This window comes from Gemmiger qucibialis, from assembly GCF_027689445.1.
Classification (GTDB): domain Bacteria; phylum Bacillota; class Clostridia; order Oscillospirales; family Ruminococcaceae; genus Gemmiger; species Gemmiger qucibialis.
Window position 1 is genome coordinate 835,735 of sequence record NZ_JAQFEN010000001.1, and the last position, 25,936, is coordinate 861,670.

Genomic DNA, 25,936 nt, shown 5'->3' on the forward strand with positions numbered 1-25,936 from the left:
TTAATCCTTTTCATTAGCCTGACGAATATAAATGATGCTAAAGCATGCAAGAATAATTGCCCAGATAGTGCCAACAGTAGCGGCTTTGCCCATATTCCAGTCTTTGAATGCTGTAGTATACACTTCGATAGACAAAGTAGTCGTGGCACGTGCCGGGCCGCCTTGCACCATAGTCCAAGGAAGATCAAAATGCTGTAAGTTGCCAATCAGGCCAAGCATAAATACCAGAATGGCAGTTTGCTTCATACTGGGAAGGATGATACGCCAAAAGCAAACCCAGTTGTTCGCTCCGTCAATGCGTGCAGCCTCAATTTGATCCAGCGGAACGCTTTGAAGTCCGCCAAGCAAAAATGCCATGTACCAGGGAAGCATCTGCCAGGTTCGAGCAATAATGACGCAAATCAGAGCTGTACTTGTTTGGCCGAGCCATGGGATGCCATCATCAATCAATCCGATTGCTTCCAAAAAACTGTTGAGTATGCCATACTGCCCATTGAATATCCATGTCCAAAGGAATCCAATTGCAATACCCGGAACGATCCAGTTGACAAGTGTTACGCCGCGAAGGAATTCCGCTCCCTTAAATCCCTGATTTAGAACAATGGCCCAAATCATACCAAGTACATAAGGAAAAATCGTACTTCCCAGCACAAAAATAACCGTAGTCAGCACAGTTTTTCCAAAATACGGATTCGATAGGACTTTCTCGTAATTTTCCAGGCCAATTATCTTATAGGTCGGAAAAAGCAGGGATTTATCCGTAAAGCTCGTCATAATTGCATCCAAAAAAGGATATAGAATAATCGCAATGAAGAATGCAAGCCCTGGAACTATTAGCAGAAACCCGACCTGTGCATCGGTTAATCGCCCGCCATTTTTTATTTTGCTCATTCTCATTTCCTCTTTTAATGGTAAATAAACTTCCCGACATCGGATTCACATATAACACAATGTCGGGAGTTAATAATCGACTACTATAAGATTACCAGTCTGAAACTTATTTGAAGAGAATCAGAAGTAATTGTTTTTACAGCGCTTCAAGACGGGAAGCCATATCTGCAACAGCCTGTTCTGCGGTTTTTTGACCAAGAAGTGCAAACTGAAGTTCCTCAGTGATAACGGATTTGATTTCACTAGCATTGGTCATGCGGGCTGTTTCTTCCATGCGAGCTGTAGAAGTAGCCTTCATGAAGCCCTGCAGATAAGCATTATTCTTAACTTCGTCTGTGTTCGCTGCACTCTTGGTTACAGGAGGCATACCATTGTTTTCAAAATAGTCGAGGGCAACATCATCGCTTACCAACGTTTTTGCAAGTTCAGCTGCCTGTTGCTGGTACTGCGAATTCTTAAAGGCCACAAGCATATGACCCCACATGGTAGACTGCGGCTGGTCTCCGGCTTTCAGAACCGGACGTTCCATTGCAGAGCAAACATTTACAACGTCTTCAGGTGCAACACCATTGCTGACGGCCTGTCCTTTTGCGAGAACTGCATCATCATAAAACGCCACTTTACCCTGTGCGAACATCTGACGAGCTTCACTGCGGCCGGTATCCATTGCGATATAGCCCTTATCGAGCAGGCTCTGATACCACTTCACGCATTCAACTGCAGCATCGCTATTGATTGCAACACTACCATCATCATTGAAAATTGCTCCGCCAAACGTCCACAGCCAAGGCATAAAGTCGCCAGCACAAGTTGCGTCTTTGGTAGAAACGGCATAGGGGACAACATCAGGGTTAGCTGCCTTGATATCGCCAAGGCACTTTTCGAATTCTTCAATTGTGGTAGGAGGAGCATCCCAGCCAGCGGCTTTCAGAATTTCCGGATTGTAGACCATTGTGATTGATGCCATACTCCAAGGAAGTCCGAGCTGTTTGCCATCAATATTACCAACGTCCAGTGCGGATTGTTCGAAATTTGCTTCCAAATAATCCTTTCCGAGGATATCATTCCAATCAGCCAGAACATCAGCCTGTGCAACAGTGTTGAAGATGCCGATGTCCGTCTGCGCCAGATCTAGCTGTTCATTTCCCTGGGTGCGAATCAGCAACTGCTGAGCAGTATCAGCCCAAGTCCAGCCGACCCAGCTTACGGTATTGCCGGTTTGATCCTCGTACGTTTTCATCATGCGCTGGAAAATATCTTTGCTTGCTTCTTCCTCACCGGACCACCCTGCCCACACAATGTTAACAGGGGCAGAATCCGCGGTAGAAGTTGCTGCGGTGTCTTGTGTAGCAGAGGATGCTGCCGTACTGCTGGATGCAGAAGATCCACCACAAGCCACTAAAGACAAAGCCATAGCGCCAGCCATCATCGCCGAAAACATTTTTTTCGCTTTCATAGTGTTTCCTTCTTTCTTAATATTGCTTTTGTTTCTTTATTGTAAAGGTGGTGCACACACCTTTATGTACTATCAAATACGTTCTTGCCTTACACAATGTGAATTGAGTATATTGCTGGCGAACCGCCCCATGTTTTTATAAATCTGATACGCAGTTTTTGTGTTGTGATTTTTTCATCGGCCATAATATCGACCAATCGTTGATAATTTTCGCTTATGTGTGCAATCACTTTCCAATTACTGTCAGCTTTCTCAGCCTCGATTATAAACTCTTTAATAAGATGAGGCGGCATCGATGTCCGAGGATAATACAAGTGGCTTGCCTGCCAATGACTTGCCCTGCTGCTTGGCAATTCCATAGAAAGATCCGGATCAAGAAAAAATTTTATATGATTGATCTCTATAGCTTTTTCCCAAGTAAACAGAAGCCAGGGATTTTCATCATCCGGATCAGCGCACCATTGGTTGGGCTGTCCCCAAGGTCTATTCCAACCATTTGACAGGTTAGAAGTATCATAAATGCGCTCACTAGAATTTTTATAGCAAATTATAGGTTCGTTTATTTCAGGACTTCCCTGCTCCCCGCAAATAATCCCTGTATGCTCTACATTAGCAAGGAAAATTTTCACGCCCTGAGCCGGCTGAATTTGTAGCATAACGAACTTGCCAACAGACTGTTTGGGGACATCAACACTAATTGTTTGTTCTCCTGCTTCCAGCTGCCAGACTATTGGGGTTCCCATCGTGTCTTCGTCATAATGGTTTGGAAGCATAGCCGATGACATTGTTCCATACAATTGCTGTGTGCTTTCGGAAAAGACCTTGACTTCCACTTTGCCACAGACACCAGGGAATACTACATAGCCACCATGATCAAGCGGCATCAATTTTCCATTTTGTTTATTTTTGTTCGTACTCAAGCAACTGCTCGCTGTGATATTAGCATTTCTCGCTGAATCACCGGGCACATAAAAAGGTACATCAGGAATAAACATGTCATCCTGCTGAAGCTGATGAATTACATCTGTAACTTCCGTTTGCATTAAGTCACAAGGTACCTTATTTTGTCTAGCACATGTAGCTGCTAAAGTTCCAGCCGCCTGCCCCGCTAGTGCGCAAGTGTTCATAACTCGACTAGAGAAAAATGCTCCGCGTTCAATTCCTATATTGCGGCCTGCAAAAAGGAGATTGGGAACAGTTCGTTGATATAGACAGCGGAGCGGAATTTGATAAACTTGCACGGGCCGTTGCTTGCAGTTATCTTCTTCTGTATCTGCAAACCCTCCACTGGGATGCGAGTCGATATACCATCCACCATAAAATGCTCCATCAGGAAAACGTTTATTCTGAATGATATCCTGCTCTGTCAAAACATATTCGGTTTTCATCCGGCGGCTTTCGCGTTTTCCCGGGATGCTTCCGATCCACTCAAGAGTATAATTATCCGCATTATAATGGCCGCTGTTTTTGATGTAATTCCAGACACCCAAAGCCATTCTTCTGAGTTCCAAAGCAATATCTTGGGAATCTCCTATTGTGTCTTGAAGTCCGCCATACTCGAACCACCAGCAATCGCTTCCGCCCATATTTTCACTAATTACACGACCTCCGTGGCCAAGAATGGACTCGATTTGCTGGAGATTGTATGCGTAGTGAGGTGCTACATATTTTATCGGATGATCCTCTTTACATGTATTGAATAGGATTGAATTGCCCATGGTTGAATTGCTTACCGAATCATCGACCTGTGAAACTCCCGCCAGCTGTCCAATGACAGCATCTCCAGTTGCATCGATAAAATATTTCGCCGTTATTTCGAAGCGCTTTTCGCTTCCTTGCTGGGTTCCTGCCACTTTTTCAATGCATTGACCAGAAAGTTTGACTTCATCAATTTCCGTATTCAGCTCAAGCTGCAAATTTGGTTGCTGAAGCACTGCATCCAGAAGAACATCATCCCAAAATACTGGATTGGCATCGAAGTTGCGATACAAGTTTTCTAACTTTAATCTACCCCAGATGCCCATTTCTTCTGCCATCAGGTTACCACTGCCCACAGCGCCTCTGGTCCAAACACGAATTTCGCTGCTGGAGTTTCCTCCCAAAACCGGACGATCTGTAACAAGGACTACTTTGCACCCATTCTGTGCTACTGCCAGAGCAGCACACACACCAGCAGGTCCACCGCCAATTACTGCGACATCAACATTGCAGCAAACTATATGCTTAGCATTCTTCACAAATCTGCACCGTCCCGTTCGGATATTTACGGAGTATAGACAATCTTCTTGTGCATCACTATTATATAGGCGGCATTATCACCTGTTTATTTTCAATAACGCAGCCGCTTTTGTTTGATTTGTCTATATAATACCAACAAGAACAGCACATTTCCATAATTTATCTGCACACTATCTGGATATATCTGCACAACTAATTGACATTTTGTAAAGACAGCTATATTATAGGTTTACTGCGATTTATATTTTTGCCTACGGATCCGCCAGTCGGTAACCATACCATCAACAATTGATGTGCCACGGTTTTCAAAATCATCCCAGGAGGTGAAATTCTACATGGGAGAGGCGTTTTCAAAAGTTGCTTCGTACTTAAATTACTTGAGAGATGAGTACAATGTCCAAATCTGCATCAAAGATTTTTGCGGGTTTATCCCAATTAATAAAGAACTCGATCGTGCCTTGCAGCCTTTTCTTGCCCATACGAATCCATTTTGTATGTACATGAAAACAGATCAGTTTCATTATCGCGTTTGCCTTAGCATGATTCGTCCTATGCGATTAAAATGTGATAAGACCCAGCAAGTCTATTTTGGAATGTGCCACGCGGGATTAGGCGAATATATTATTCCTATTTTTTCGGACGAGATATTACTTGGAGCACTAAACGTTGGCTTTTTCCAGAACGATGAAAATAGAACCGTCAAACGAATTGCCAGAACCTGTGCCACAAAGCCGCCATTATCTGTTGAAAGAGCAATTTGTTTGTACCATGATAATATAGCGTCTCCTACTATTGATATTCGTCTTCTCCTGCCGGGTTTGGAAATGCTGGCTGAGTACTTGGGACAAACTTATAAACTGTTCCAACAGACTCACAACGCTCCCCTATCTGGACGATATCATAATTCAAGTGAAGATACGATTTTATCCCATGCCTTGGAATACATACGCAGCAATATAACAAATTCCATTACAATTACAGAACTAGCCGATTTCTGTCATTGTAGTGAATCGTATATAAGTCGCATTTTCAAAAAAAGAACAGGTGTTAACATTAACCTCTACATAAATAAGATGCGCATTGAAGCCGCCAAAAATCATCTGCTTCTTTCGCATGAGAGTATGGCAGATATTGCGGCCGCTGTTGGATTCAATGATCCAAATTACTTTTCTCGCATTTTTTCACAGATCATCGGGATATCTCCTACAGAATTTAGACGTAGGTTTCACCAAGATATATAAAACCGCGCTTTCTCTTAGGCCGCTACCGAATGAACTTTCTCAAAATTAGTAGATATGCGCAAAAATGTAGTGTAAATTTCAACAGGACTGACAAACCTAAAGCGGGGTCAGTCGTAGTTATAGCTGGATGTATTTATAGTTGTAGAAGCAGGCATATATGGTGCATAAGCAGAGCTGAAAGGAGACATGAAGGATCCATAAAGTGAAACGTGTATTTCCCACTTGATAAAATAAACATCCACCGAGCGAGGACGGATGCCGGGGTGCTTTTTTCATGGGTAGATTACAATGGCTCTTGTAGAATTTATTCCAAACCAAACCGCTAATTCTTGTGCAATTCCGTGAATAGCTTTTAGGGCAGTTTGCTGGTATGATTTGTACCGAACCCGAAAATCACTACTTGAAAATAAAGGGGAGATGTTTATAAGAAAAGTACGGGATTTTTACAAAGCGACAACAAAAAATCACTACCCAATGTAGAATTGAGTAGTGATACTTGGCGCAGACGGTGGGATTCTTCCGCGCCCTTGCAACAGTCCGCAGGACTGTTGCAGCCCGGCGGGACGCAAAGCGCCGGGCACGGGCTGTTCGAATCCCACCTTGCAACCCTTGCATAGTTTGCCGCAAAAATAAAAAGCAACACCCCGCAGGGTGCTGCTCTTGGCGCAGACGGTGGGATTCGAACCCACGTGGCATTGCTGCCAAATTGATTTCGAGTCAATCTCGTTACGACCGCTTCGATACGTCTGCTTATTTAGTTTTTATCGCACCGCCCCGCACAGCGTTTGGAAAAATGCGAGATTTCGATGCAAGATAACGATGAAAAGTTGGGTACGCGACACCCGATAAAGCCCGCCGTTATGGGATTTCCTGCGGACAAGGTGACCTGTTGGATGCAAACTTTCGAGTCAATCTCGTTACGACCGCTTCGATACGTCTGCTTATTTAGTTTTTATCGCACCGCCCCGCACAGCGTTTGGAAAAATGCGAGATTTCGATGCAAGATAACGATGAAAAGTTGGGTACGCGACACCCGATAAAGCCCGCCGTTATGGGATTTCCTGCGGACAAGGTGACCTGTTGGATGCAAACTTTCGAGTGCTCCCTCTTACGACCTCTTGAGTACATCTGCATATTTAATTTTGTTGCGCGGAACTTCCCGCAGGGTGTGATTTCGAGTGCTCCCTCTTACGACCTCTTGGGGAATGCTCCATGTTCTGGGTTCCTGCCGGATACTAAATTAGTATAGCAAAAATGCCGTCCCGCGTCAAGATGCGGGGCGGCATAATTCCTGTATGCTGGGGGATATCTCATGTGCATCAGAACAAATGCTGTTTCTGCACTGGGCCGGGGGCAAAGGGGGTATCCTCGTGGTGGCGCACCACGGTCACCTCGCGGGTCTTTTCCTCCACATGGCCGTTGGCTTTGGGCACACTGTAAAAGCTGCGGGTAATGTTATAATAGCCGCGCATGTGCTGCACCAGGTATTCGGCCACAGCGGGCAGGCAGTCGGTATCCTCAATGTTTTCATAGTTATAGTCTGCGTACAAAAATGCCGTGTGCTCCCCCTTGCAGACCAGCGTGATTCCCGCTTCGTCCAGATGCAGTTCATCCACAGCGCACTGCTTCAGGCCGCTCAGGCCGCTTTCGCTGGCAAGTTGGGTGGCGCGGCGGCGCATAGCCAATGGAACGGACTGCGGGTCCAGCGCTTCGTTGCCGCGCTGGCCGATCTCCAGCAGGATGTCCCGCATCATGCGGCTTTCCAGCAGCGGGCGGATCTTTTCCTTCGCGCGGGCTTCCTCGGTTTTTGCCTGAATTTTTTGCAGCAGTCCCATTCTTTTTCCTCACTAAACACATATCATTGCCCCGCGCACATCCGCACTGGCATCAGGGGCATCTTACTTTTTCATCGTGTAACTAATATTATATTATAGCATACCTTTTCATTCTGTGCCAGCGCGGAAGATAACTTTTACACCAAATTCATTCTGGTAAATCTTTTTAGCTGTGTGCTTTTTTGTATTCAGCTTTCATTCTTTTTTCTCCGTCAAAAGCACAAATTCAATCCCCGTTTTTTGTCTATTTTACTCTTTGCCTCATGCCATTCATTCTTATTTTTCTTTTCTCCGCTCTTTCCCGTTGCACCCTGCCAGTTTCTGCATTATACTGATAAAAAAGTGCACCGGCAGGTTTCCCCCGCCGGCAGCCGGACAGGAGTGCGGCCTATGAACATTACCGCGTTTGCCCAATATGCCGGGGTATCCAAGGCAGCGGTCAGCCGCTACTTTAATGGTGGGTACTTAAGCGCCGAAAAGCGCGCCCAGATTGCCGCTGCGGTGGAAGCCACCGGCTACCGCCCCAGTATGCAGGCCCAGATGCTGCGCACCCGCCGCACGCGGCAGATTGGGGTGATCATGCCGCGGCTGAGCAGCGAAAGCTGCGCCCGCATGGTGGAGGGCATCAGCCGGGTACTGGACGATCAGAACTACCAGCTACTGCTGATCAACACCGCCAACGACAACACCCGCGAAGTGCGCGCGCTGGATACCCTGCGGCATGATACGGTGGACGGCATTATCCTGATTGCCACCATGTTTACCCCGGAACACCACGCGGTGCTGCAAAGCCTGCATGTGCCGGTGGTAATCGTGGGGCAGCAGTATCCCGGGTTCAGCTGTGTGTTCCACGATGATTTCGGCGCGGCGCAGGCCGCCACCGCCCACATGCTGCAAAAGAGACGGCGCAAGCCGGGCTACCTGGGCGTGACCCTGCTGGACAAAGCCGTCGGCCTTGCCCGGCGCGAAGGCTTTGACAGTGCGCTGCGGGATGCAGGTCTCGTGCCCCAGCCGCAGCGGATGAGCATTGCCAAGTTCAACATGGAATCCGGCTACCACCAGGCGGACCAGCTGTTTGGCCGTGCGCCGGGGCTGGACTGCCTGTTCTGCGCGACCGACTCCATCGCCCTGGGTGCGCTGCAATACTGCCGCAGCCACAGTCTGCGGGTGCCGGAGGACATCATGATTGCCGCTGTGGGCGACAACCGCATTGGCCGCGTTGCCTATGTGCCGCTGACCAGCGCCCATCTGCATTACCGCACCGCCGGGGACAAAGCCGCCCGCCTGCTGCTGGACATGCTGGCGGACCCCCATGCCGAGCCGCAGATGATTAAGCTGGATTATGAGTTAAAATGCCGGGCCTCCACCGGGGATGACAACTCAGATGAAAATGTCTGGTCGCTATAACAGGCATCCTTTGCGCCACACTTCCCTGCATCACTGCGGGGAAGTTTTTGTTTTGTGCACCCTTTCCATGCAGCCCCCTGTTTTTTGTGCATTTTACCAAAGAACGGTGTGAAACTGTGTGAAATCGATAACAGATTCTTTGCAAGTTGGGTCGTTTGGTCAATAGAAAAAGCACTCACCTTCGTATATAATAAAGCTGTCAAATGAAACAGGCCCCGGAACCTCCTACCGGGCCAACAGATAAAAGAAGGAGCGTGCAACATGGATTACAAGAAAGCAGCCCAGCAGGTACTGGACAACATCGGCGGTGCTTCCAACATTGTATCGGCCGCACACTGCGCAACCCGCCTGCGCCTGGTGATTGCGGATAATTCCAAGGTGAACAAAAAAGAGCTTGAAAATGCTGAGGGCGCCAAGGGCGTATTTGAAGCCCAGGGCCAGCTGCAGATCATCTTCGGCACCGGCATTGTGAACAAGGTGTATGACGAGTTCACCGCCCTGGCCGGAATCACCGGTGCCAGCAAGGAGGAAGTCAAACAGGCTGCCGCTTCCAAAGCGCCGTGGTACCAGCGGGCCATCAAGACGCTGGGCGATATCTTTGTTCCCATCATTCCGGCCATCGTGGCTTCCGGCTTTTTGATGGGCATTATGGAAGCGCTGAACTTTATGGTCAACAACGGCTTCCTGAACATTGATACCAGCGGTTCCATCTATGTGTTTGCCCAGCTGTTCTCCAACACGGCGTACACCTTCCTGCCTATCCTGATCGCCTTCTCCGCCGCAAAGGTGTTTGGTGGCAACCAGTTCCTGGGTGCTGTCATCGGCATGATCATGATTCACCCCAACCTGCAGAACGCCTGGACCGTTGCTTCTGAGGGCGTGCAGACCTACCAATCGGTGTTTGGCGGGCTGTACAAAATTCCGCTGGTCGGCTACCAGGGCCACGTTATCCCCGTTATTATTGCCGTGTGGCTGATGTGCCAGATTGAAAAGCGGCTGCACAAAGTTGTGCCTGCCATGATCGACCTGTTTGTTACCCCGCTGGTCTCCGTTTTCGTTACCGGTTATCTCACCCTCGCTGTCATCGGCCCAATCTTCACCACGCTGGAGGACGGCATCATCAACGGCGTTCAGACCCTGATCCAGCTGCCGTTCGGCATCGGTTCCTTCATCATGGGCGGTTTGTACGCCGTCACCGTTGTGGCCGGTATCCACCATATGTACACCCTGATCGACCTTGGCCAGCTGGCCAAGTTTGGCTTCACCTACTGGCTGCCCCTGGCCAGTGCCGCCAACGTTGCCCAGGGCGGTGCCGCTTTTGCCGTTGCCCTCAAGAGCAAGAACGCCAAAGTTAAGTCTATGGCCCTGCCCTCCGCCCTTTCTGCCTGCATGGGCATTACCGAGCCCGCCATCTTCGGCGTCAACCTGCGCTACTTTAAGCCCTTTATCGGCGGTCTGGTCGGCGGTGCCTGTGGTGCTTTGTATGCCAGCGTGACCGGCCTGGGTGCCACCGGCACTGGCGTGACCGGCATCTTCGGCATCCTGCTGCATCTGCACATGCCGCTGCAGTACCTCATCATGATGGCAATTTCCTTCGGCGTTTCCTTCGCTGTGACCTGGGTGATCTGGACCCCCGAAGCCGAGGAAGCCAAAGCCTGATGTTTTCCCCTCTCAATCAATAAGGAGCTACCTGTTATGAATGCCTTGCAGCGTGATTTGAAGCGTCTTGTCCCCATGGTGGAAGCCGCTGGGGCCGCCCGCGCGGCGGCGGATCCCCACCGGCAAAAGCTGCATGTTCAGCCCCCGGTTGGCTGGCTGAACGACCCCAACGGGCTGTGCCAGATTGGCGATGAATACCATGTATTTTATCAGTACGGCCCGTTTGACCCCACGGGAGGGGTCAAGCACTGGGGGCACGTGCGCAGCCGCGATTTGTTCCACTGGGAACGCCTGCCCGTAATGCTGTACCCGGACGAACCGTTTGACTGCCACGGCGTTTATTCAGGCTCCGCTCTGGTGGAGGACGGCATGCTGTACCTGTACTATACCGGCAATGTCAAGCACCCCGGCGAATATGACTACATCAAGCAGGGGCGCGGGCACAATGTCTGCCTTGCCACTAGCCGCGATGCCATCCATCTGGACAACAAGCGCTGCCTGATGTACAACCAGGATTATCCCGCCGGGCTGACCTGCCATGTGCGCGATCCCAAAGTGTTTGCACTGGATGGGTGCTACTATATGGTGCTGGGTGCCCGAACACTGGACGACCATGGCGAAGTGCTGGTGTTTGAAAGCGCCGACAAGCTGCACTGGAACCACATCAACACCATCACTACCCCCAAAGCCTTTGGCTACATGTGGGAATGCCCCGACCTGTTTGAGCTGGACGGCCAGTGGTTTTTGGCGGTGTCGCCCCAGGGCATTGCCTGCCAGAACGTGTACGGCTGCGGTTACTTTGCCCTGCAGGGTGACTGGCGCACCGATTGCACATTGAGCGAATTCCACGCCCTGGACGATGGCTTTGACTATTACGCGCCCCAAAGCTTTGCCGCCGCGGATGGCCGCCGCATCCAGTTTGGCTGGATGGGCATGCCGGATGCCGATTATACCAACCCCACCGTGGAGTATGGCTGGCAACACTGCCTGACCCTGCCCCGCGTGTTGACCCAGGACGGCACTGGCCGCCTGTTGCAAGCCCCCGCCGCCGAGCTGAACGCCCTGCGCGGCGAAGTCCGCCAGCCGGCAGACGGCGAAACGGTTGAAACGGACCCCTGCTTTGACCTGACCGCCTCCCCCGCCGGGGATTTTGTCCTGACCATTGCCAACGGCCTGACCCTGACTTACACCGAAGCGGACCGCACCTGTACCTTGCGCTTTACCGATGCAGCGATTGCCGCCGGGCGCACCGAGCGCAAGGCTGTGCTGGATGCCCCCTGCCGCAGCCTGCGTGTTGTGGGGGATGCTTCCTCGCTGGAAATATTCCTGAACGACGGTGCCGCGGTGCTTTCCACCCGGTATTACCCGGCAGCGGGCAAGGTTGCCGTGCAGCTTTGCGGCGCAGGCAGCACCCTGTATTCCCTTTCGATTTAACGGAGGACATTCCATGGCACATGATACCTTGTATGCGATCGGCGAAGCGCTGATCGATATGATTCCGTCCAAAACCGGCTGTTCCTTTGCCGAGGTTCCCTCTTTCAGCCCCCGTGTGGGCGGCGCGCCCGCCAACGTGTGCGGTGCTTATGCCCGCCTGGGTGGGGATTCTGCCCTGCTGACCCAGCTGGGAGATGACCCGTTCGGCCACAAGATCATTGATGAACTGGCTGCCTGCGGCATTGATACCAGCCACATCTGTTTGACGGACAAAGCCAACACCGCCCTGGCCTTTGTTTCACTGGAAGCAGACGGCAACCGGACGTTCAGTTTTTACCGCAAGCCCTCAGCCGATTTGCTGTACGCCCCGGAGCAGGTGGATATCAGCCTGTTTGCCAACGCCTATGCCCTGCATTTTTGCAGCGTTGCCCTGGTGGAAAGCCCCATGCGGGAAGCCCACAAAACTGCCATTGCCGCAGCCCGCAGCGCCGGGACTATCATTGACTTTGACCCCAATCTGCGCTTTCCGCTGTGGCCGGACCGTGATGCTTTGCGCCGCACGGTGCTGGAGTTCCTGCCGCTGGCCGATGTGGTCAAAATCTCGGACGAAGAGCTGGAATTTCTGACCGGCACCAGTGATATTGAAGCCGCCCTGCCCAGCCTGTTTGTGGGCCATGTACAGCTGGTGCTCTACACCTGCGGCAGCGCCGGTGCCCACGCTTACACCCGCACCGCCCACGGCTTTTCCGCCAGCAAGCCGGTAAAGGCCGTGGATACCACCGGCGCCGGGGACGGGTTCATCGGCTCGTTCTTGTGGCAGCTGCACAAAAACGGGGTGGACCGCGCCGCCCTGCCTGCTCTGCAGGCGGACCAGCTGAACCAGTGGCTGGATTTTTCCAACCGGTTCTGCGGTTACAGTGTGCAGCGCTACGGTGCCATTGACAGCTACCCCACCATCGACCAGCTGTAACTTTCTGCCATTCTCTGCTATTTCATCATAAAGCAGCCGCCCGGTACAGGATTTGTACCGGGCGGTTGCTTTACGGTATAGATTTTTCTTTTCTATATTCGCTTTATACAAGTCTTAGGATTATAAACTTCAACGTTGCTTCATCCGCAACATTTATTCATCAATTTTAGATTCCAAGCTCTTAAGTGTATGTCCATCAGCATCCTTCCAGCTTGTCAGTCCATTCGCACTCTTGCCAATCACAAACATTGCAGCATAGGAAGGACTGGTAAACAGCAAATTCTCTATCAGTTTCCCGTCAGCATCAAGAGTAGTCTTCTTTCTTTTTTCTTTGATAACTTCCGAAATCGTATCATCGTCCGATGGAGAGATGTGGCTTCCCGCCAAAACCACAAAGCCTTCTGCAGTCTGCATTCCAACGGCTTCGACCGTACCGATTGTTTTAATGGTTCTTTTCAGATACAACTTCCCGATATCATCCGCCTGTTTTTCTTCAACTTCCGTTTTTACTTCAACTGGCTTGGTAATAGGTTCAAACAGCTTATGTCCCAAGGTTCCCATGATTACTTTTGCATAATCAATGAACTCCTCCAGTTCGCATTCTTTTTCTTCTGTAATATTACCCGGCGTAGGATCATTTCCATTTTTGACCTCATAGCGATTCGCTTGCAGTGCCAAATTACAGAAACGGTTTTCAAGATAGCTTATCTCAGTGGGTCCAAATGAATTATTGGATGTGGTAAATACGATGGCTTCTGTCCAGTAATCTTTTTCTGGATTTCTCTTATGTTCCTGCAGGCGATTCAGAATACCTTCACCGTTTTTCCTTGCTCCAGCCTGTCCAATATAAACAACACCTTTTCCAGTGGTGTCTGAAGTACCAAAGAGGAAATAAACACCACTCTGTTTTAAATCCTCTCGTTCCTTGCAGCGGTCAAGCTCTGTCCGAGGAATTTTATATGCAATACCTGTCCAATTCGCCAGTGTACATTTTATTCTGCCACCGGCCTCACCATCCATCAGAAACAGATTTATACTTTTGCCTCGCATCACTGTATCCTCCTCGCCTTATATTTCCCTTTTCACATAGGTCAGTTCTACATCATAACCAAGCTTTTCTAACATCTGCAAAAATGTGTTATTTACAATTCCGTCTTTCTTCTTTATCAGGCGATTTACATAGGACGGCGTGGTTCCAACTTCTTCAGCCAGCTTTGCCTGCGTGGTCGCAGCTTCTATACATTTTACCTTTACATCGACCTCTATATTATTTTTCAGCATACTTCCACCTCATCTGTTTGAAATATATTTCACTGTAAGTGTAATTTATTATATCGCAAGAATTGAGTTTTTTCAATCGCTTAGAGCTATTCCGTTTATTCATATTATTACAAAGTTATTTCCAAAAACAATAAATAAATTACAACCAAAATAAGTTCCCCTCAAATACATCAGAATACCCCCCTCTATAATTCAACCGTTTCATTTATCTTAGCAACAAAATGAGGCGTATCCATATATCGTGGATACGCCTCATTTTGTTTATTCTATTATCTTTATACGTTTTACAGATGCAGCACGCGGTCCTTGATTTCGGCGGTGCGTCCCTGGTTCCAGAACTGGGTACCGATGTAGCCGCAGGTGCGGCGGGCAACGTTCAGCTTGCTCTGGTCGCGGTTATGGCAGTGCGGGCACTCCCACACCAGCTTGCCGTCGTCCTCCACGATCTTGATCTCGCCGTCATAGCCGCACACCTGGCAGTAGTCGCTCTTGGTGTTCAGCTCTGCGTACATGATGTTATCATAGATGAACTGCATCACTTTGATGACAGCTTCCAGGTTATCCTGCATATTGGGCACTTCCACATAGCTGATGGCACCGCCCGGAGACAGGCGCTGGAACTCACTTTCAAACTTCAGCTTGGTGAACGCATCGATCTGCTCGGTCACATGCACATGGTAGCTGTTGGTGATATAGTTGCGGTCCGTAATGCCCGGCACAATGCCAAACCGCTTTTGCAGGCACTTGGCAAACTTGTAGGTGGTGGATTCCAGCGGGGTGCCGTACAGCGAGTAATCAATATTTTCAGCGTTCTTCCACTCGTTGCACTTATCGTTCATGTGCTGCATCACACTCAGGGCAAAGGGCTTTGCGGCGGGATCGGTATGGCTCTTGCCGGTCATATATTTGCAGCATTCATACAGGCCCGCATAGCCCAGGCTGATGGTGGAGTAGCCGCCGTACAGCAGCTTATCAATGGGCTCGCCCTTTTTCAGGCGGGCCAGAGCGCCGTACTGCCACAGAATGGGTGCCGCATCGGACAGGGTACCCTTAAGGCGGTTATGGCGGTACTGCAAGGCGCGGTGGCACAGTTCCAGGCGCTCATCAAAAATTTTCCAGAATTTATCCGGCTCACCGCCGGAGGACAGGGCCACATCCGGCAGGTTGATGGTAACAACACCCTGATTGAAGCGGCCATAGTACTTCGGCTTGCCCGGCACATAGTTCTTGGCGTTGGCCACGTTGTTCCAGCCAGTGCCGGAACGGTCGGGGGTCAAAAAGCTGCGGCAGCCCATGCAGGTAAATACATCGCCGTTGCCCTCGGTCTCACCCTTAGACAGCTTGTATTCCTTCATCTTTTTTTCGCTGATATAGTCCGGCACCATGCGCTTTGCGGTGCATTTGGCGGCCAGCTTGGTCAGGTAGAAATAGGGGGTGCCTTCGCGGATATTATCGTCCTCCAGCACATAGATCAGCTTGGGGAATGCGGGAGTGATCCAGACACCCTTTTCATTCTTAACACCCTGGTAGCGCTGGCGGAGCATTTCTTCCACGATAATGGCAAGGTCAGATTTCAGGCGCTGGTTTTCGCCCGCTTCGTTCAGGTACATGAATACCGTGATGAACGGTGCCTGGCCGTTGGTGGTCATCAGGGTAACGACCTGGTACTGGATGGTCTGCACACCGCGCTTGATTTCCTCGCGCAGACGGGCTTCAACGATCTGGGAGAGCTTTTCTTCACCGGGATCAATGCCCAGTTCCTTCATCTCCGCTTCGGTATCGCGGCGGATCTTTTTGCGGCTGATATCCACAAACGGTGCCAGGTGGGTCAGGCTGATGCTCTGGCCGCCGTACTGGTTGGATGCCACCTGCGCAATGATCTGGGTGGCAATGTTGCAGGCCGTGGAGAAAGAATGCGGTTTTTCGATGAGGGTACCAGAAATAACCGTGCCGTTCTGCAGCATGTCGTCCAGGTTGACCAGGTCGCAATTGTGCATATGTTGGGCGTAATAGTCAGCATCATGGAAATGAATGATGCCATCCTCATGTGCCTTTACAATCTCGGCAGGCAGCAGCATACGCATGGTCAGGTCCTTGCTGACCTCGCCGGCCATATAATCGCGCTGAACGCTGTTGACGGTCGGGTTTTTATTGGCGTTTTCCTGCTTGACTTCCTCATTGTTGCACTCGATGAGGGACAGAATGCGGTCGTCGGTGGTGTTATGGGTACGGCGCAGGCTCTGCACATAGCGGTAGGTGATATATTTGCGGGCCACCTCATACGCTTTGGTCTGCATGATGGCGTCTTCCACCAGATCCTGGATCTCCTCCACGTTCATGGCATGGTTGCGGCTCTGGCATTCCTGCGCCACATCGTCGGCAATGGCCGTGATCTGTTCCTTGGTCAAGCGCTGGTTGGAGGCAACAACGTTGTTGGCTTTGGTCACCGCTGCAATAATTTTGGATATATCGAAAACGGCCTCGCTGCCGTTGCGCTTGATGATCTTCATGAACTGTTATCTCCTTACCTCAATAAAAGCTGCCGGGTTGATACCCCACACCAAAACCGCTCCATGATTTTGGCGAGCGTATTTATCTTACCGCATCGGCCCGGCAAAGTCAAGCCAATACACCACAATATATTGTATATAATTTGCTAATAGTACCCATATATGCCATATAGCGCGATGGGACGTTCAAAAAGATTGCAAAACAAAACGCCGAAAAAAGCGCTGGCTTTTTGGGTAAAATAGGCACTTTTTTCAAAGCTGCGATGATATGTGATTTTATTGTTCCCTGGACACTTGCTTTTGCCCGGCACGGCTGGTATACTGGTGCAAGGCACCTGCCTATTGTGATGATTTGCCGCAGCACTATACAAGATATAGTGTTGCATGTTATAAGGAGGCTCCCCGCGTGAACTACGCAACCATAAAATACTGTGATATTGCCAACGGCACGGGCGTGCGTACCAGTCTGTTTGTTTCCGGCTGCCGCCGCCACTGCCCGGAATGTTTTAACGCCGTTGCCTGGGATTTTGGTTATGGCCTGCCCTTTGATAAAGCCGTGCGCAATGAAATTTTGGGCAGCCTTGCCCCGGATTATATTGATGGGCTTTCCCTTTTGGGCGGCGAACCCTTTGAGCCGGAAAACCAGCGTGCGCTGGTGCCGTTCCTGCACGAAGTACGGGTGTTGTACCCCCACAAAACCATCTGGTGCTACACCGGCAATGTATACGAAACCGAACTTTTGCAGCCCAGCCACGCCCGCTGCGAAGTGACGGACGAGATGCTGAGCCTGATCGATGTGCTGGTGGACGGCGAATTTATCCCCGCGCAGCACGATATTTCGCTGCGGTTCCGCGGCTCCGGCAACCAGCGCATCATTGACTTGAACGCCACCCGCGCCGCCGGGCACACCGTACTGTGGCAGGATGACCCGCTGTTTGCTGACCACAAGATGTAAGGCAGCGAGTTCGCGTTTTTGGATTTTGTGTAACTTTTAACAAATTTGACTTGTATTTCTGCCCCGCAGGGTGTTATACTGACACTAATTTAAGGCAACACCGCACAATTCCCGCCTGACGGCTTAAGCACCGCTCCGGCGGCTGCGGCACGGCATCTGCGTTGCCAAAATGCTCGATAAGACATCCAGTATTATCTGCGCTTTTGGCTTAGCATCTGCCGCACCTCGCTCGCCGTATCGGCACTTAGAATTATGCGGTATTGCCTTAAGGTTGTGCCAATCGTTCCAGGCACAACCGCCCCAAACAGCTGCCGGGCCAGTTGCCCGCGCACGAAAGGAGAAATTACTATGGCAAAATTTCATCTGATTCCCATTGTGCTGGGCGCAGCCATCGGTGTTGGCGTTTATGTTGTCAGCAAGTATCTGGCTCAGGACGAAGAGAGCGAACAGATTGTGGATGACTCCGCATTTGACGACAGCGAAGCTTCCGAAAGCACCGAAGATGCGGACGAAACCGAAGAAAATGCCGACGAGGAACCCCCCGCAGAAGAACCGGCGGCAGAGCCTGCCCCGGACGAGGAACAGCCCGCACCGATTGAGGAACCTGCCCCCGCTGAGCAGGCCCCTGTAGCGGAGCCTGCTGCCCCGGTGGAAGAACCCGCGCAGGAAGATGACGGCGTTACCATTCCCATCCAGAGTGGTAACGATGTGCCGAATGTGAATCCGGTCCAGGACAAGACCGAACCCGTTAAGCTGACGGAGGACGGCAAGGTGGACCCTACCACCATCGCCAAAGCCGAAGATTTCGGCGACTGGGAAGAAGAAACCGGCTGCAGAGGCTGAAGGCGAGACGATATAAATGACAACGCCGCAGGGAGTGCGTGATGCTCCCTGCGGCGTTTGTTTTTTGTTTTGGGGGTAAATTTGTATTTGGAGGGAGAGCCTTTGCGTGCACGGCAGGGTTCTTCCCACGTTTTGGGGGTAGCAGCGTGGCAAGGCCCGGCGGGCGGGACGATGCGAGCATCGTCCCCTACAAATCATTTGCAATGTTCGCGGCAATAGGGCAAGGGCAACACCGCACAATTCCCGCCTTGCGGCTTAAGCACCGCTCCGGCAGCTGCGGCACGGCATCTGCGTTGCCAAAATGCTCGATAAGACATCCAGTATTATCTGCGCTTTTGGCTTAGCATCTGCCGCACCTCGCTCGCCGTATCGGCACTTAGAATTATGCGGTATTGCCCAAGGTTTCTCCGCGGCGGGGTGAGGGCACCCCGCTCTACTGCGCACAAACAAGCTCACTGTTATTTATACGTCCGTCGGGGGCGCCGCCCCCTACAAGCAATTTGTTGGTTCATCACAATTTTTCAACATGCAATAGGGCCAGGTTTCGGCGGGGTCGGGTGACCCCGCCCTACCGAATGTTTTATGTTCTATCACCCACTATAAAATGCTCCGTAGGGAACGGTCTTGACCGTTCCGGAACCATGCGGTAGATGCCACAATAGAATTTTATCGCAAGCCTTGGCTACAACATCCCACAAAGCATATCAAAGGGGACGATGCTTCCGCATCGTCCCCTACTTATTATTTTACGGGTTATGGCCGCCGGCAGCTCTTACACCACCCATTGCAGCAAAATACCGCAGCAGGTGCCGCAGAACCAGAGCAGCCCTGTCATGAACAGGTTCTGTTTCCAGCTGGGGTTGACACGCCACAGCACAGCCAGGCCGATACCTGCGCCGGAGCACAGCCCCGCAAAAAAGCTGCCAAAGGTAATAGCCCCGCCCATATACAGCTGAGCCAGCAGTACGCTGGCACCGCAGTTGGGTACAAGACCGATCAGCGCGGCCATCATGGGCTGGAAAATGCCCAGACTGCCCAGGAATGCCGCGGCGGAATCTGCCCCGACAAAGCCAAAGATCAGCCCAATGATAAAGCTGAACACCAAGATGAACACAAAAATTTCCAGCGTGTGACGCAGTGCCGCCAGGAAAATGCTGCTGTGTTCCTCGTGTTCTTCGTGGCAGTCCACCTCATCGGCATGGCCCTCATAGCCGCCATACAGCCCTTTGGGCAGGATGCGGCGCAGCGGAACATCCAACACCAAACCGGCTGCAATGCCAAACACGATTTTGAGCACCAGCAGCAGGCCCAGCTTGTTCCACAGGGTAGGCTCCGCCGCCAGCAGGGGGATGGCTTCATCCGATGTTGCCAGGAACACGGCCAGCAGCGTGCCGGGGGTAATGACCCGGCTGGCATAAAAGTTGGCCGCTACCGCCGAAAACCCGCACTGTGGTACGCAGCCCAGCAGTGCGCCGGGCACAAAGCCCCAGTGGCCGCCGCCAGCCAACGCTTTTTCAATTCGCTCGCCATGGTTGCGTTCCAGCCATTCGATCAGCAGATATGCCAGATACAAAAACGGCAGCATTTTTACGCCGTCGATCAGTGCATCCAAAAAAGCATCAACAATAATTTCCATAATTCTCCTATCTGTTGCAAGGTTGGGGTTGCAGGGCATAACATGGCCGCACGGTTCGGAGCAGCTGCCCGGAGTCATGCGGCCCTTTTTCATTTTTTATTGCCTTTGTTGGTTTCAAAGCCGCGCAGCAGCGCTACGGCCTCCCGCACACGGGCGGGGGAAATGCGGGTACGGAACCGCTCCATGCTGCGGGAAGAAAACGGCACATCATAGGTAAAGGAATCAAAGCCCAAAAAGTATTGCAGGTAGGGGCTTTCGCGCACGATCTCCACCGTTTCGCTGTCCGTTGTGCGGCACGCTGCACGAATCACCAGCACACCGAACGCCATGCGGGCCGGAATTGCCACCTTGCCGCCAGCAGCAAAATGGCCGCTGTACTCCTGTTCAATGGCATCCCAGTCAATGGCCTGGGCCAGGCGCACCCAGCGGTTCTCCTGTACCAGCTCGCCTTCATAGGGCGGCAGGTAGTCATCAATGCTCATCTGATGTTGAATTGTGCGGTACATGGTTGCACCATTCCTTTTTATGTCGTTCCCGTTTTTATTTTTCCCGCAAAAACGCTTGGATATATCTGAAAAGCCGAAAACTCAATCCAGTTCTTTGTTTTCAGATATCCCTTAGGCAACACCGCACAATTCCCGCCTAGCGGCTTAAGCACCGCTTCGGCGGCTGCGGCACGGCATCTGCGTTGCCAAAATGCTCGATAATGTCGGGTTGCTGTTTCCGCCACTGGCGGCGCTCACCTTTGCAGCATCCAGTATTATCTGCGCTTTTGGCTTAGCAGCTGCCGCACCTCGCTCGCCGTATCGGCACTTAGAATTATGCGGTATTGCCCTTAATATCTCTGGATCAGGGGGAATATCATGGCCAGAACCGCCCAAGCGACCTGATACAAGGCCAGTGCCGGAAGCGGCAGCCCGGCCAGGCCGCCGGCCAGCGCCATGATCATGGCAAGAATGCAGCTGATGAGCACCGAGGCCGACAGCACCATCGAAGAACGGTGTTCCCCCTCTGCCGCACCCGCAGCGGCTTCCAGGCCGCCGACAAAGCTGGCAAAGCTGCCCAGGTGCAGCATGTTGCCTTCGCTTTCCGGCAGCCAGGCCACAGCAGGCTCCAGCGCCTTGTGTTCCTTGCCGCTCAGCACCTTGACGGTACCAACCGGCAGGTTATAAGCAGTCTGCAGCAGCGCTTCATCGCAGTTAAAGTCATCGCAGTCCACAATGAGCGAAAGTCCGGCGCGGCGCAGGGAATCCAACACGGCGGCGGTATCGGGATCGCTCTGATAAGCCACCTGGAACATGCTGAACAGCTTGCCGGAAACCGCCAGGTAGATGACCCGGCGCTGGTTCACGGTATGGCGGCGTTCATATTCCATGCTGGGCAGCTGGATATCATAGGTATCCATCAGCCGGCGGGAGCCGATCATGACCCGCTCGCCGTTGATCCAGCCCACATAGCCCAGGCCGTCCAGCGTTTCCAGGTTTTCCACCTTGCACAGCAGCTTGCGGTTATCGCCCGTCATGCCAAGGAAGATATCTTTCAGCGGGGTATTCACATCGGCCAGCATGGAAGCGGAGTAGATGATGGCCAGCTCAATATCCTCTTTGCGCACCGGCTTGATGCCGCGCAGCGTAATGCACCCTTTGGGGAAAAGATCCTGCGCCGTGACCTGCAGCACGTTCACACGGCCCAGCAGTCGGATATCCTTCCAACCGGGGATGACCGCGCCGATCTGCGCGGCACTGCGCTGCATCAAACGCATGGGCATGGCGGAGATCAGCGTACCGGCCAGCGGCGCGCCCAGGCAGAGTACACCGGCCAGCGCAGTGAACGCCGTTCCGGCATCCTTGCGGTAAAGCAGGGTGAACAGGAATGCAGCCACGCCGCAGCCCAGCAGGATGCGGGCAAACTGCTGCTGGTTTTTATCCGATGTGCGGCGGGATTCGCTGCCCGCCAAAAAGCCTTTCATCAGGCGGGTGGGACGGCTGACCAGCACATTGGGGCGCGGTTCCGCCAGCCCGGCGGTCACGGTGCGCAGTACCCCGGCATCTTTCAGCCGATATGCCACAGCGTGGTCCATCCCGGCGCTGACAAGGGTAAAGTTATCCCGGATGGTGTGGGCGTCGATTGCCTTGCCTGCAGCGTTGCCGCACAGCAGCAGCGCTGCGGGGCCGGTCATCAGGCAGAGGGTTGCGGGGTTATACCATTCCGGCTTTGCCAAAAACATGATACATTGCAGGATGGAGGCCACCGCGGCCATGGCGGGCATGGTATCTGCGGTATTGCCCCGGCGCATGCTGATCAGCCCGGCCAGGCCGCCCAGCATCGTCTGCCAGCACAGGGTCGCGCTGGCAGCAAGCAGGATCAGCATGGTCACCAGCAGCGGTTTGGTGCTGGCTGTGGTATCCAGCGGGCCAAGATTGGCTCCGGTGGCCGCCATAGTGCCCAGAACGATCATAATCAGGGCTGCAGCGCCCACAGCGATTGCTGTGCCGGTGGTGATCATCACCCGCAGTTCCAAGTCATGGCGCACCACGGGGGCATCATCGGTGCTTTCGTATTCGTGGCGGTGCAGGACGGCGGCCTGTGCGGCAAAAGGCGCTTCGCCATCGGGGGTGGTTTCATCCTTCGGCTTGCCTGCAAACCGGAGGATGTTAAAGCCTTTGCCGGGCTTTTTTTGTTCCGGTGCTTCCGGCTCCGCCCCGGCGTTGGGGTCGCTCAGGTACTGAGCAGCCGCCTGGTAATCGGTATCGGTCTTTTCTGTTTTTGCCTTTGAATCCGATTTGATCTTTTCCAGGTTGATGGACTGTTCAATGCCGCGCACAAATTCCGCGGTATTGGGCTTTTCATCCACCAGGGGGCCGATCAGCTCCTCAAAGCTTTCTTCCTCTTTTTTCGGGGCGGGCTTTTTCGGTTCTTCCGGCTGTTCTTCCACCCCTTCGGCAATCTCGCTCAGGCGGATTTGCCCGGTCAGGGTCTGGGCCAGCTCCTGCGGCAGTTCCTCAAAGGTATCGCCGCTGGCGGGTTCTTCCTGCACGGGGGCAGCTTTGGGCGCAGGCTTTTTGCGGCGCGGCGGCAGGGCTGCGTTCAGTTCATGCAGGAACGACTGGGTGCTTTCCGGTGCGGGCTCGTCCCCCAGCTGCATGGTAAAACCGGTGGTCGCCTGCGGGGCAGGCGCGGGCTGCGGCTGCACCGTATCGTTTGGGGTCATGACCGGCTCGCCCACGGGTTCCGCTTCGCGGCGGGGGGCAGGCCGAGTGAACGGCATGGTGCGTTCCCGCTCCTTGCGGGGGGTGAACTCCACGGTATCCCGCTTTTTATTTTTGCGGTAAACATTGGGCTGAGGTTCCGGCTGCGGGGCCGGCTCATCCTTCGGAAGCAGCGGTTTGCCTGTGGCGGCAAACTGGGAAGTCTGCCGCCCGGAGATGGAAAGCCCTGCGTTTGTAGCGGTCAGGCGGGGCATCTCGCCCGTTTCCTCTGTTTCCGGCTCCTCCCGGGGCTGTTCCGGAACCTCCCAGTTTTCTACCGGGGCTGTATCCGGCTCGCCCTCATACGGGTCATAGGATTCCAGCTCGTCATAGACATCGTGCTTTTTGCCGCCGAACAGGCTGGCAAAAAAGCCTTTTTTCTTTGCAGCGTAGTGGCGGGGCGGCTCTTGCTCGCGCAGCTCCATCTCGTCCGGTTCATCCTGTGGCAAAACATCCTGCGACCGGGGCAGTTGTTCTTCCAGCTGCTGGGTGCTCTGGTTTTCCACCCTGCCGCTGACCGAAACATTGATCGGCTCAAACTCCCCGGTATCGGTAGCATATCCAAAGCCAAATAAGCCCTTTTTCTTGGGGGTCTGCTGGCGCTCCTGCTCGGACTTCATATCATCCGGAACAACGGCCACGCTGGTGCCAAAAAAGTTGGTAAAATCTTTTTTGCCTGCATCCAAGGACTTGCTGTCCGCTTCCGGCACCATGCGGCCCAAAAAGGCTTTAATGATGCTGGTGCGGGTGGTATCCCCTGATGTTGCATCCGCCGGTCTTGGTTCCGGCTGCGGGGCCGGTTTTGTCTCTGGCTGTACCTGCGGGGCCGGCTGCTGGGGCGCAGTTTGTGCCGGGGCAGGGCGGGCAGGCTGCGGAACAGGTTCCGAGCGCACCGGCTGAGTCGGTTGTACAGTTTGTATATTATTTTGTTTTTCTACTTTAGGCTCAACTTCCGGCATGCGGCGCGGCTCCGGCACAGAAGCAGGCCGGCGGGCCGGGGCAGCGGGGCCGGGTTTATTCTTTTTGGCAGCCCGCATACTGGGCAGATCGCCCAGCAGGTCGTCCAGCACAGCGGTGGAAAACCGGTCCTCGGTGTTAAAATTATTGCCTTTGCCCAGCGTGATATCCGGCAGGTCCTCTTTCTGGATGGGCCCCAATGCCGAACCGCCGCCGGAGGATTCCTCCATGCTGCCGTGGCCCAGGCTTTGCAGGATGGCATCCACCTGGCGGTCTGTTACACTATCCCGGATGCCGCGTTCGGCCTGCTCATGGCTGAGCTCTTCCAGAATGCGGTCCACGGAATCATTTGTACGTTTGCTTGGCATGTTGTTCTCCCCTTTGGTATGGGATTCCTTTTTTTGCGCAGCCGTTACTTGCGGCGCTGCATGATGTTGTACATCAAAATACCGGCGGCCACGCTGACGTTATAACTGTCCACACCGGTTTTGCCACCGGCCATATCCAGCGTAACGGCGGCATCGCACAGTTTGCGCACCAGCGCGCCGGGGCCTGCGCCCTCGCTGCCCAGCACCAGCGCCACCGGGCCGGAAAGATCGGTCTTTTCCAGCGGAGCACCGCCCAGGTCGGCACAGTAAACAAAAATGTTCTGCTTTTTCAGGTCACGGATGGCCTGCGGCAGGTTGGCGACCCGCGCCACCGGGATGCGGGCAGCTGCCCCGGCGCTGGATTTCATGACCGTGCCGGTCACGCCAACGCCGCCGCGCCGCGGGATGATCACGCCGTGGGCACCGCACAGCAGCGCGCTGCGCAGGATTGCGCCCAGGTTGTGGGGGTCCTCAATACCGTCACACAGCACGAGGAACGGCGGTTCGCCGCGGTCTTTTGCGATCTGCAAAAGTTCCTCCACGCCAACATACTGGATGCGGGCAGCCCAGGCCGCCACCCCCTGGTGGTCCTGGGTACCGCACAGCTTTTGCAGCTTGCCGGCGGGTACACGCTTGATGACCGCCCCGGCCGCTTTGCCCAGCGCGGTATAATACCCGGCCATGCGCGGCTCCATGCTGTCGGCCAACAGCAGGGTGTCCACCCCGGCTTCGCTTTTCAGCAGTTCGGTCACGGGGTTTTTGCCCCATACCAGGGCGGTATCCTGCTCCGCAGGGGCCTTGTCTGCCTTGGCCTGGGGGGCCTGCTGGGGCATGCGTTTTTTATTTTCCATCTGCAATGTGGTTACTCCTTAAAACGATTGGGTAAAGCCCTGTGCGGCGGCGTTTGGCAGCCATTTTGCCGCGTATGGCAGCCCGCACAGCTTTCTGGCATGATTCGATAATTATACAGATATAGTATAGCACATTTCCTATGCTTTTGTCACCTT

General features: G+C 52.9%; 18 protein-coding genes and 1 tRNA gene. 7 read left to right on the plus strand and 12 right to left on the minus strand.

From position 1 onward, the window contains the following. The 3 genes from PG062_RS03790 to PG062_RS03800 all read right to left on the minus strand — a co-directional run bounded on the left by PG062_RS03790 (nucleotide 1) and on the right by PG062_RS03800 (nucleotide 4,584). Nucleotides 1-891, minus strand: a complete 891-nt coding sequence (locus PG062_RS03790) for a carbohydrate ABC transporter permease (protein ID WP_270751223.1) — start codon at nucleotides 889-891, stop codon at nucleotides 1-3. Between the two features lie 136 nt (nucleotides 892-1,027). Further along, complete coding sequence (locus PG062_RS03795) at nucleotides 1,028-2,347, minus strand: sugar ABC transporter substrate-binding protein (protein WP_270751224.1); 1,320 nt, start codon at nucleotides 2,345-2,347, stop codon at nucleotides 1,028-1,030. Between the two features lie 89 nt (nucleotides 2,348-2,436). Continuing rightward, nucleotides 2,437-4,584, minus strand: a complete 2,148-nt coding sequence (locus PG062_RS03800; protein ID WP_270751226.1) for an FAD-dependent oxidoreductase — start codon at nucleotides 4,582-4,584, stop codon at nucleotides 2,437-2,439. 336 nt (nucleotides 4,585-4,920) lie between these two features. On the opposite strand from PG062_RS03800, the gene PG062_RS03805 reads away from it, so the two are divergent. Beyond that, nucleotides 4,921-5,826, plus strand: coding sequence for a helix-turn-helix domain-containing protein (locus PG062_RS03805; protein WP_270751227.1), 906 nt, complete (start codon nucleotides 4,921-4,923; stop codon nucleotides 5,824-5,826). Between the two features lie 661 nt (nucleotides 5,827-6,487). Here the strand turns inward: PG062_RS03805 and PG062_RS03810 are convergent. Both PG062_RS03810 and PG062_RS03815 read right to left on the minus strand, forming a co-directional pair. Further along, nucleotides 6,488-6,576 (minus strand) — tRNA-Ser (locus PG062_RS03810). Nucleotides 6,577-7,145: 569 nt separating this feature from the next. Next, nucleotides 7,146-7,661 (minus strand): hypothetical protein, encoded by a 516-nt coding sequence (locus PG062_RS03815; RefSeq protein WP_270751229.1) that lies wholly within the window; start codon nucleotides 7,659-7,661, stop codon nucleotides 7,146-7,148. Between the two features lie 390 nt (nucleotides 7,662-8,051). Here PG062_RS03815 and PG062_RS03820 point away from each other — a divergent pair, with 390 nt between their 5' ends. From PG062_RS03820 to PG062_RS03835, 4 genes are all read left to right on the plus strand, one after another. Further along, nucleotides 8,052-9,068, plus strand: coding sequence for a LacI family DNA-binding transcriptional regulator (locus tag PG062_RS03820; RefSeq protein ID WP_270751230.1), 1,017 nt, complete (start codon nucleotides 8,052-8,054; stop codon nucleotides 9,066-9,068). A 261-nt stretch (nucleotides 9,069-9,329) separates the two neighbouring features. Further along, on the plus strand, nucleotides 9,330-10,727 hold the full coding sequence (locus tag PG062_RS03825; RefSeq protein WP_408611386.1) for a PTS transporter subunit EIIC: 1,398 nt from the start codon (nucleotides 9,330-9,332) through the stop codon (nucleotides 10,725-10,727). A gap of 36 nt (nucleotides 10,728-10,763) precedes the next feature. Then, complete coding sequence (locus PG062_RS03830) at nucleotides 10,764-12,161, plus strand: glycoside hydrolase family 32 protein (RefSeq protein ID WP_270751231.1); 1,398 nt, start codon at nucleotides 10,764-10,766, stop codon at nucleotides 12,159-12,161. A 13-nt stretch (nucleotides 12,162-12,174) separates the two neighbouring features. Beyond that, nucleotides 12,175-13,131 (plus strand): carbohydrate kinase family protein, encoded by a 957-nt coding sequence (locus PG062_RS03835; protein WP_270751233.1) that lies wholly within the window; start codon nucleotides 12,175-12,177, stop codon nucleotides 13,129-13,131. A gap of 153 nt (nucleotides 13,132-13,284) precedes the next feature. On the opposite strand, the gene PG062_RS03840 is transcribed toward PG062_RS03835, so the two are convergent. The 3 genes from PG062_RS03840 to nrdD all read right to left on the minus strand — a co-directional run bounded on the left by PG062_RS03840 (nucleotide 13,285) and on the right by nrdD (nucleotide 16,922). Next, on the minus strand, nucleotides 13,285-14,181 hold the full coding sequence (locus PG062_RS03840; protein ID WP_270751235.1) for a GIY-YIG nuclease family protein: 897 nt from the start codon (nucleotides 14,179-14,181) through the stop codon (nucleotides 13,285-13,287). 18 nt (nucleotides 14,182-14,199) lie between these two features. After that, complete coding sequence (locus PG062_RS03845; protein ID WP_114000404.1) at nucleotides 14,200-14,412, minus strand: helix-turn-helix domain-containing protein; 213 nt, start codon at nucleotides 14,410-14,412, stop codon at nucleotides 14,200-14,202. A 284-nt stretch (nucleotides 14,413-14,696) separates the two neighbouring features. Then, a complete protein-coding gene (gene nrdD, locus PG062_RS03850; protein WP_270751237.1) occupies nucleotides 14,697-16,922 on the minus strand; it encodes an anaerobic ribonucleoside-triphosphate reductase in 2,226 nt (741 codons plus the stop codon). A gap of 406 nt (nucleotides 16,923-17,328) precedes the next feature. On the opposite strand from nrdD, the gene nrdG reads away from it, so the two are divergent. Further along, nucleotides 17,329-17,877, plus strand: coding sequence for an anaerobic ribonucleoside-triphosphate reductase activating protein (gene nrdG, locus PG062_RS03855; RefSeq protein ID WP_270751238.1), 549 nt, complete (start codon nucleotides 17,329-17,331; stop codon nucleotides 17,875-17,877). Nucleotides 17,878-18,225: 348 nt separating this feature from the next. Then, the gene (locus tag PG062_RS03860) at nucleotides 18,226-18,720 is read left to right on the plus strand and encodes a hypothetical protein (RefSeq protein WP_270751240.1); all 495 of its coding nucleotides are present in this window, start codon (nucleotides 18,226-18,228) and stop codon (nucleotides 18,718-18,720) included. Nucleotides 18,721-19,492: 772 nt separating this feature from the next. Here PG062_RS03860 and PG062_RS03865 read toward each other — a convergent pair. From PG062_RS03865 to rlmB, 4 genes are all read right to left on the minus strand, one after another. Beyond that, nucleotides 19,493-20,356 carry a putative manganese transporter gene (locus tag PG062_RS03865; RefSeq protein ID WP_114001275.1) on the minus strand — a complete coding sequence of 288 codons (864 nt, stop codon included), beginning with the start codon at nucleotides 20,354-20,356 and terminating at the stop codon, nucleotides 19,493-19,495. Between the two features lie 89 nt (nucleotides 20,357-20,445). After that, nucleotides 20,446-20,862 carry a transposase gene (locus PG062_RS03870; protein WP_270751243.1) on the minus strand — a complete coding sequence of 139 codons (417 nt, stop codon included), beginning with the start codon at nucleotides 20,860-20,862 and terminating at the stop codon, nucleotides 20,446-20,448. Between the two features lie 329 nt (nucleotides 20,863-21,191). Continuing rightward, nucleotides 21,192-24,929, minus strand: a complete 3,738-nt coding sequence (locus tag PG062_RS03875) for a hypothetical protein (protein ID WP_270751244.1) — start codon at nucleotides 24,927-24,929, stop codon at nucleotides 21,192-21,194. Between the two features lie 44 nt (nucleotides 24,930-24,973). Then, the gene (gene rlmB, locus PG062_RS03880) at nucleotides 24,974-25,780 is read right to left on the minus strand and encodes a 23S rRNA (guanosine(2251)-2'-O)-methyltransferase RlmB (RefSeq protein WP_270751246.1); all 807 of its coding nucleotides are present in this window, start codon (nucleotides 25,778-25,780) and stop codon (nucleotides 24,974-24,976) included. Nucleotides 25,781-25,936: the final 156 nt, after the last annotated feature.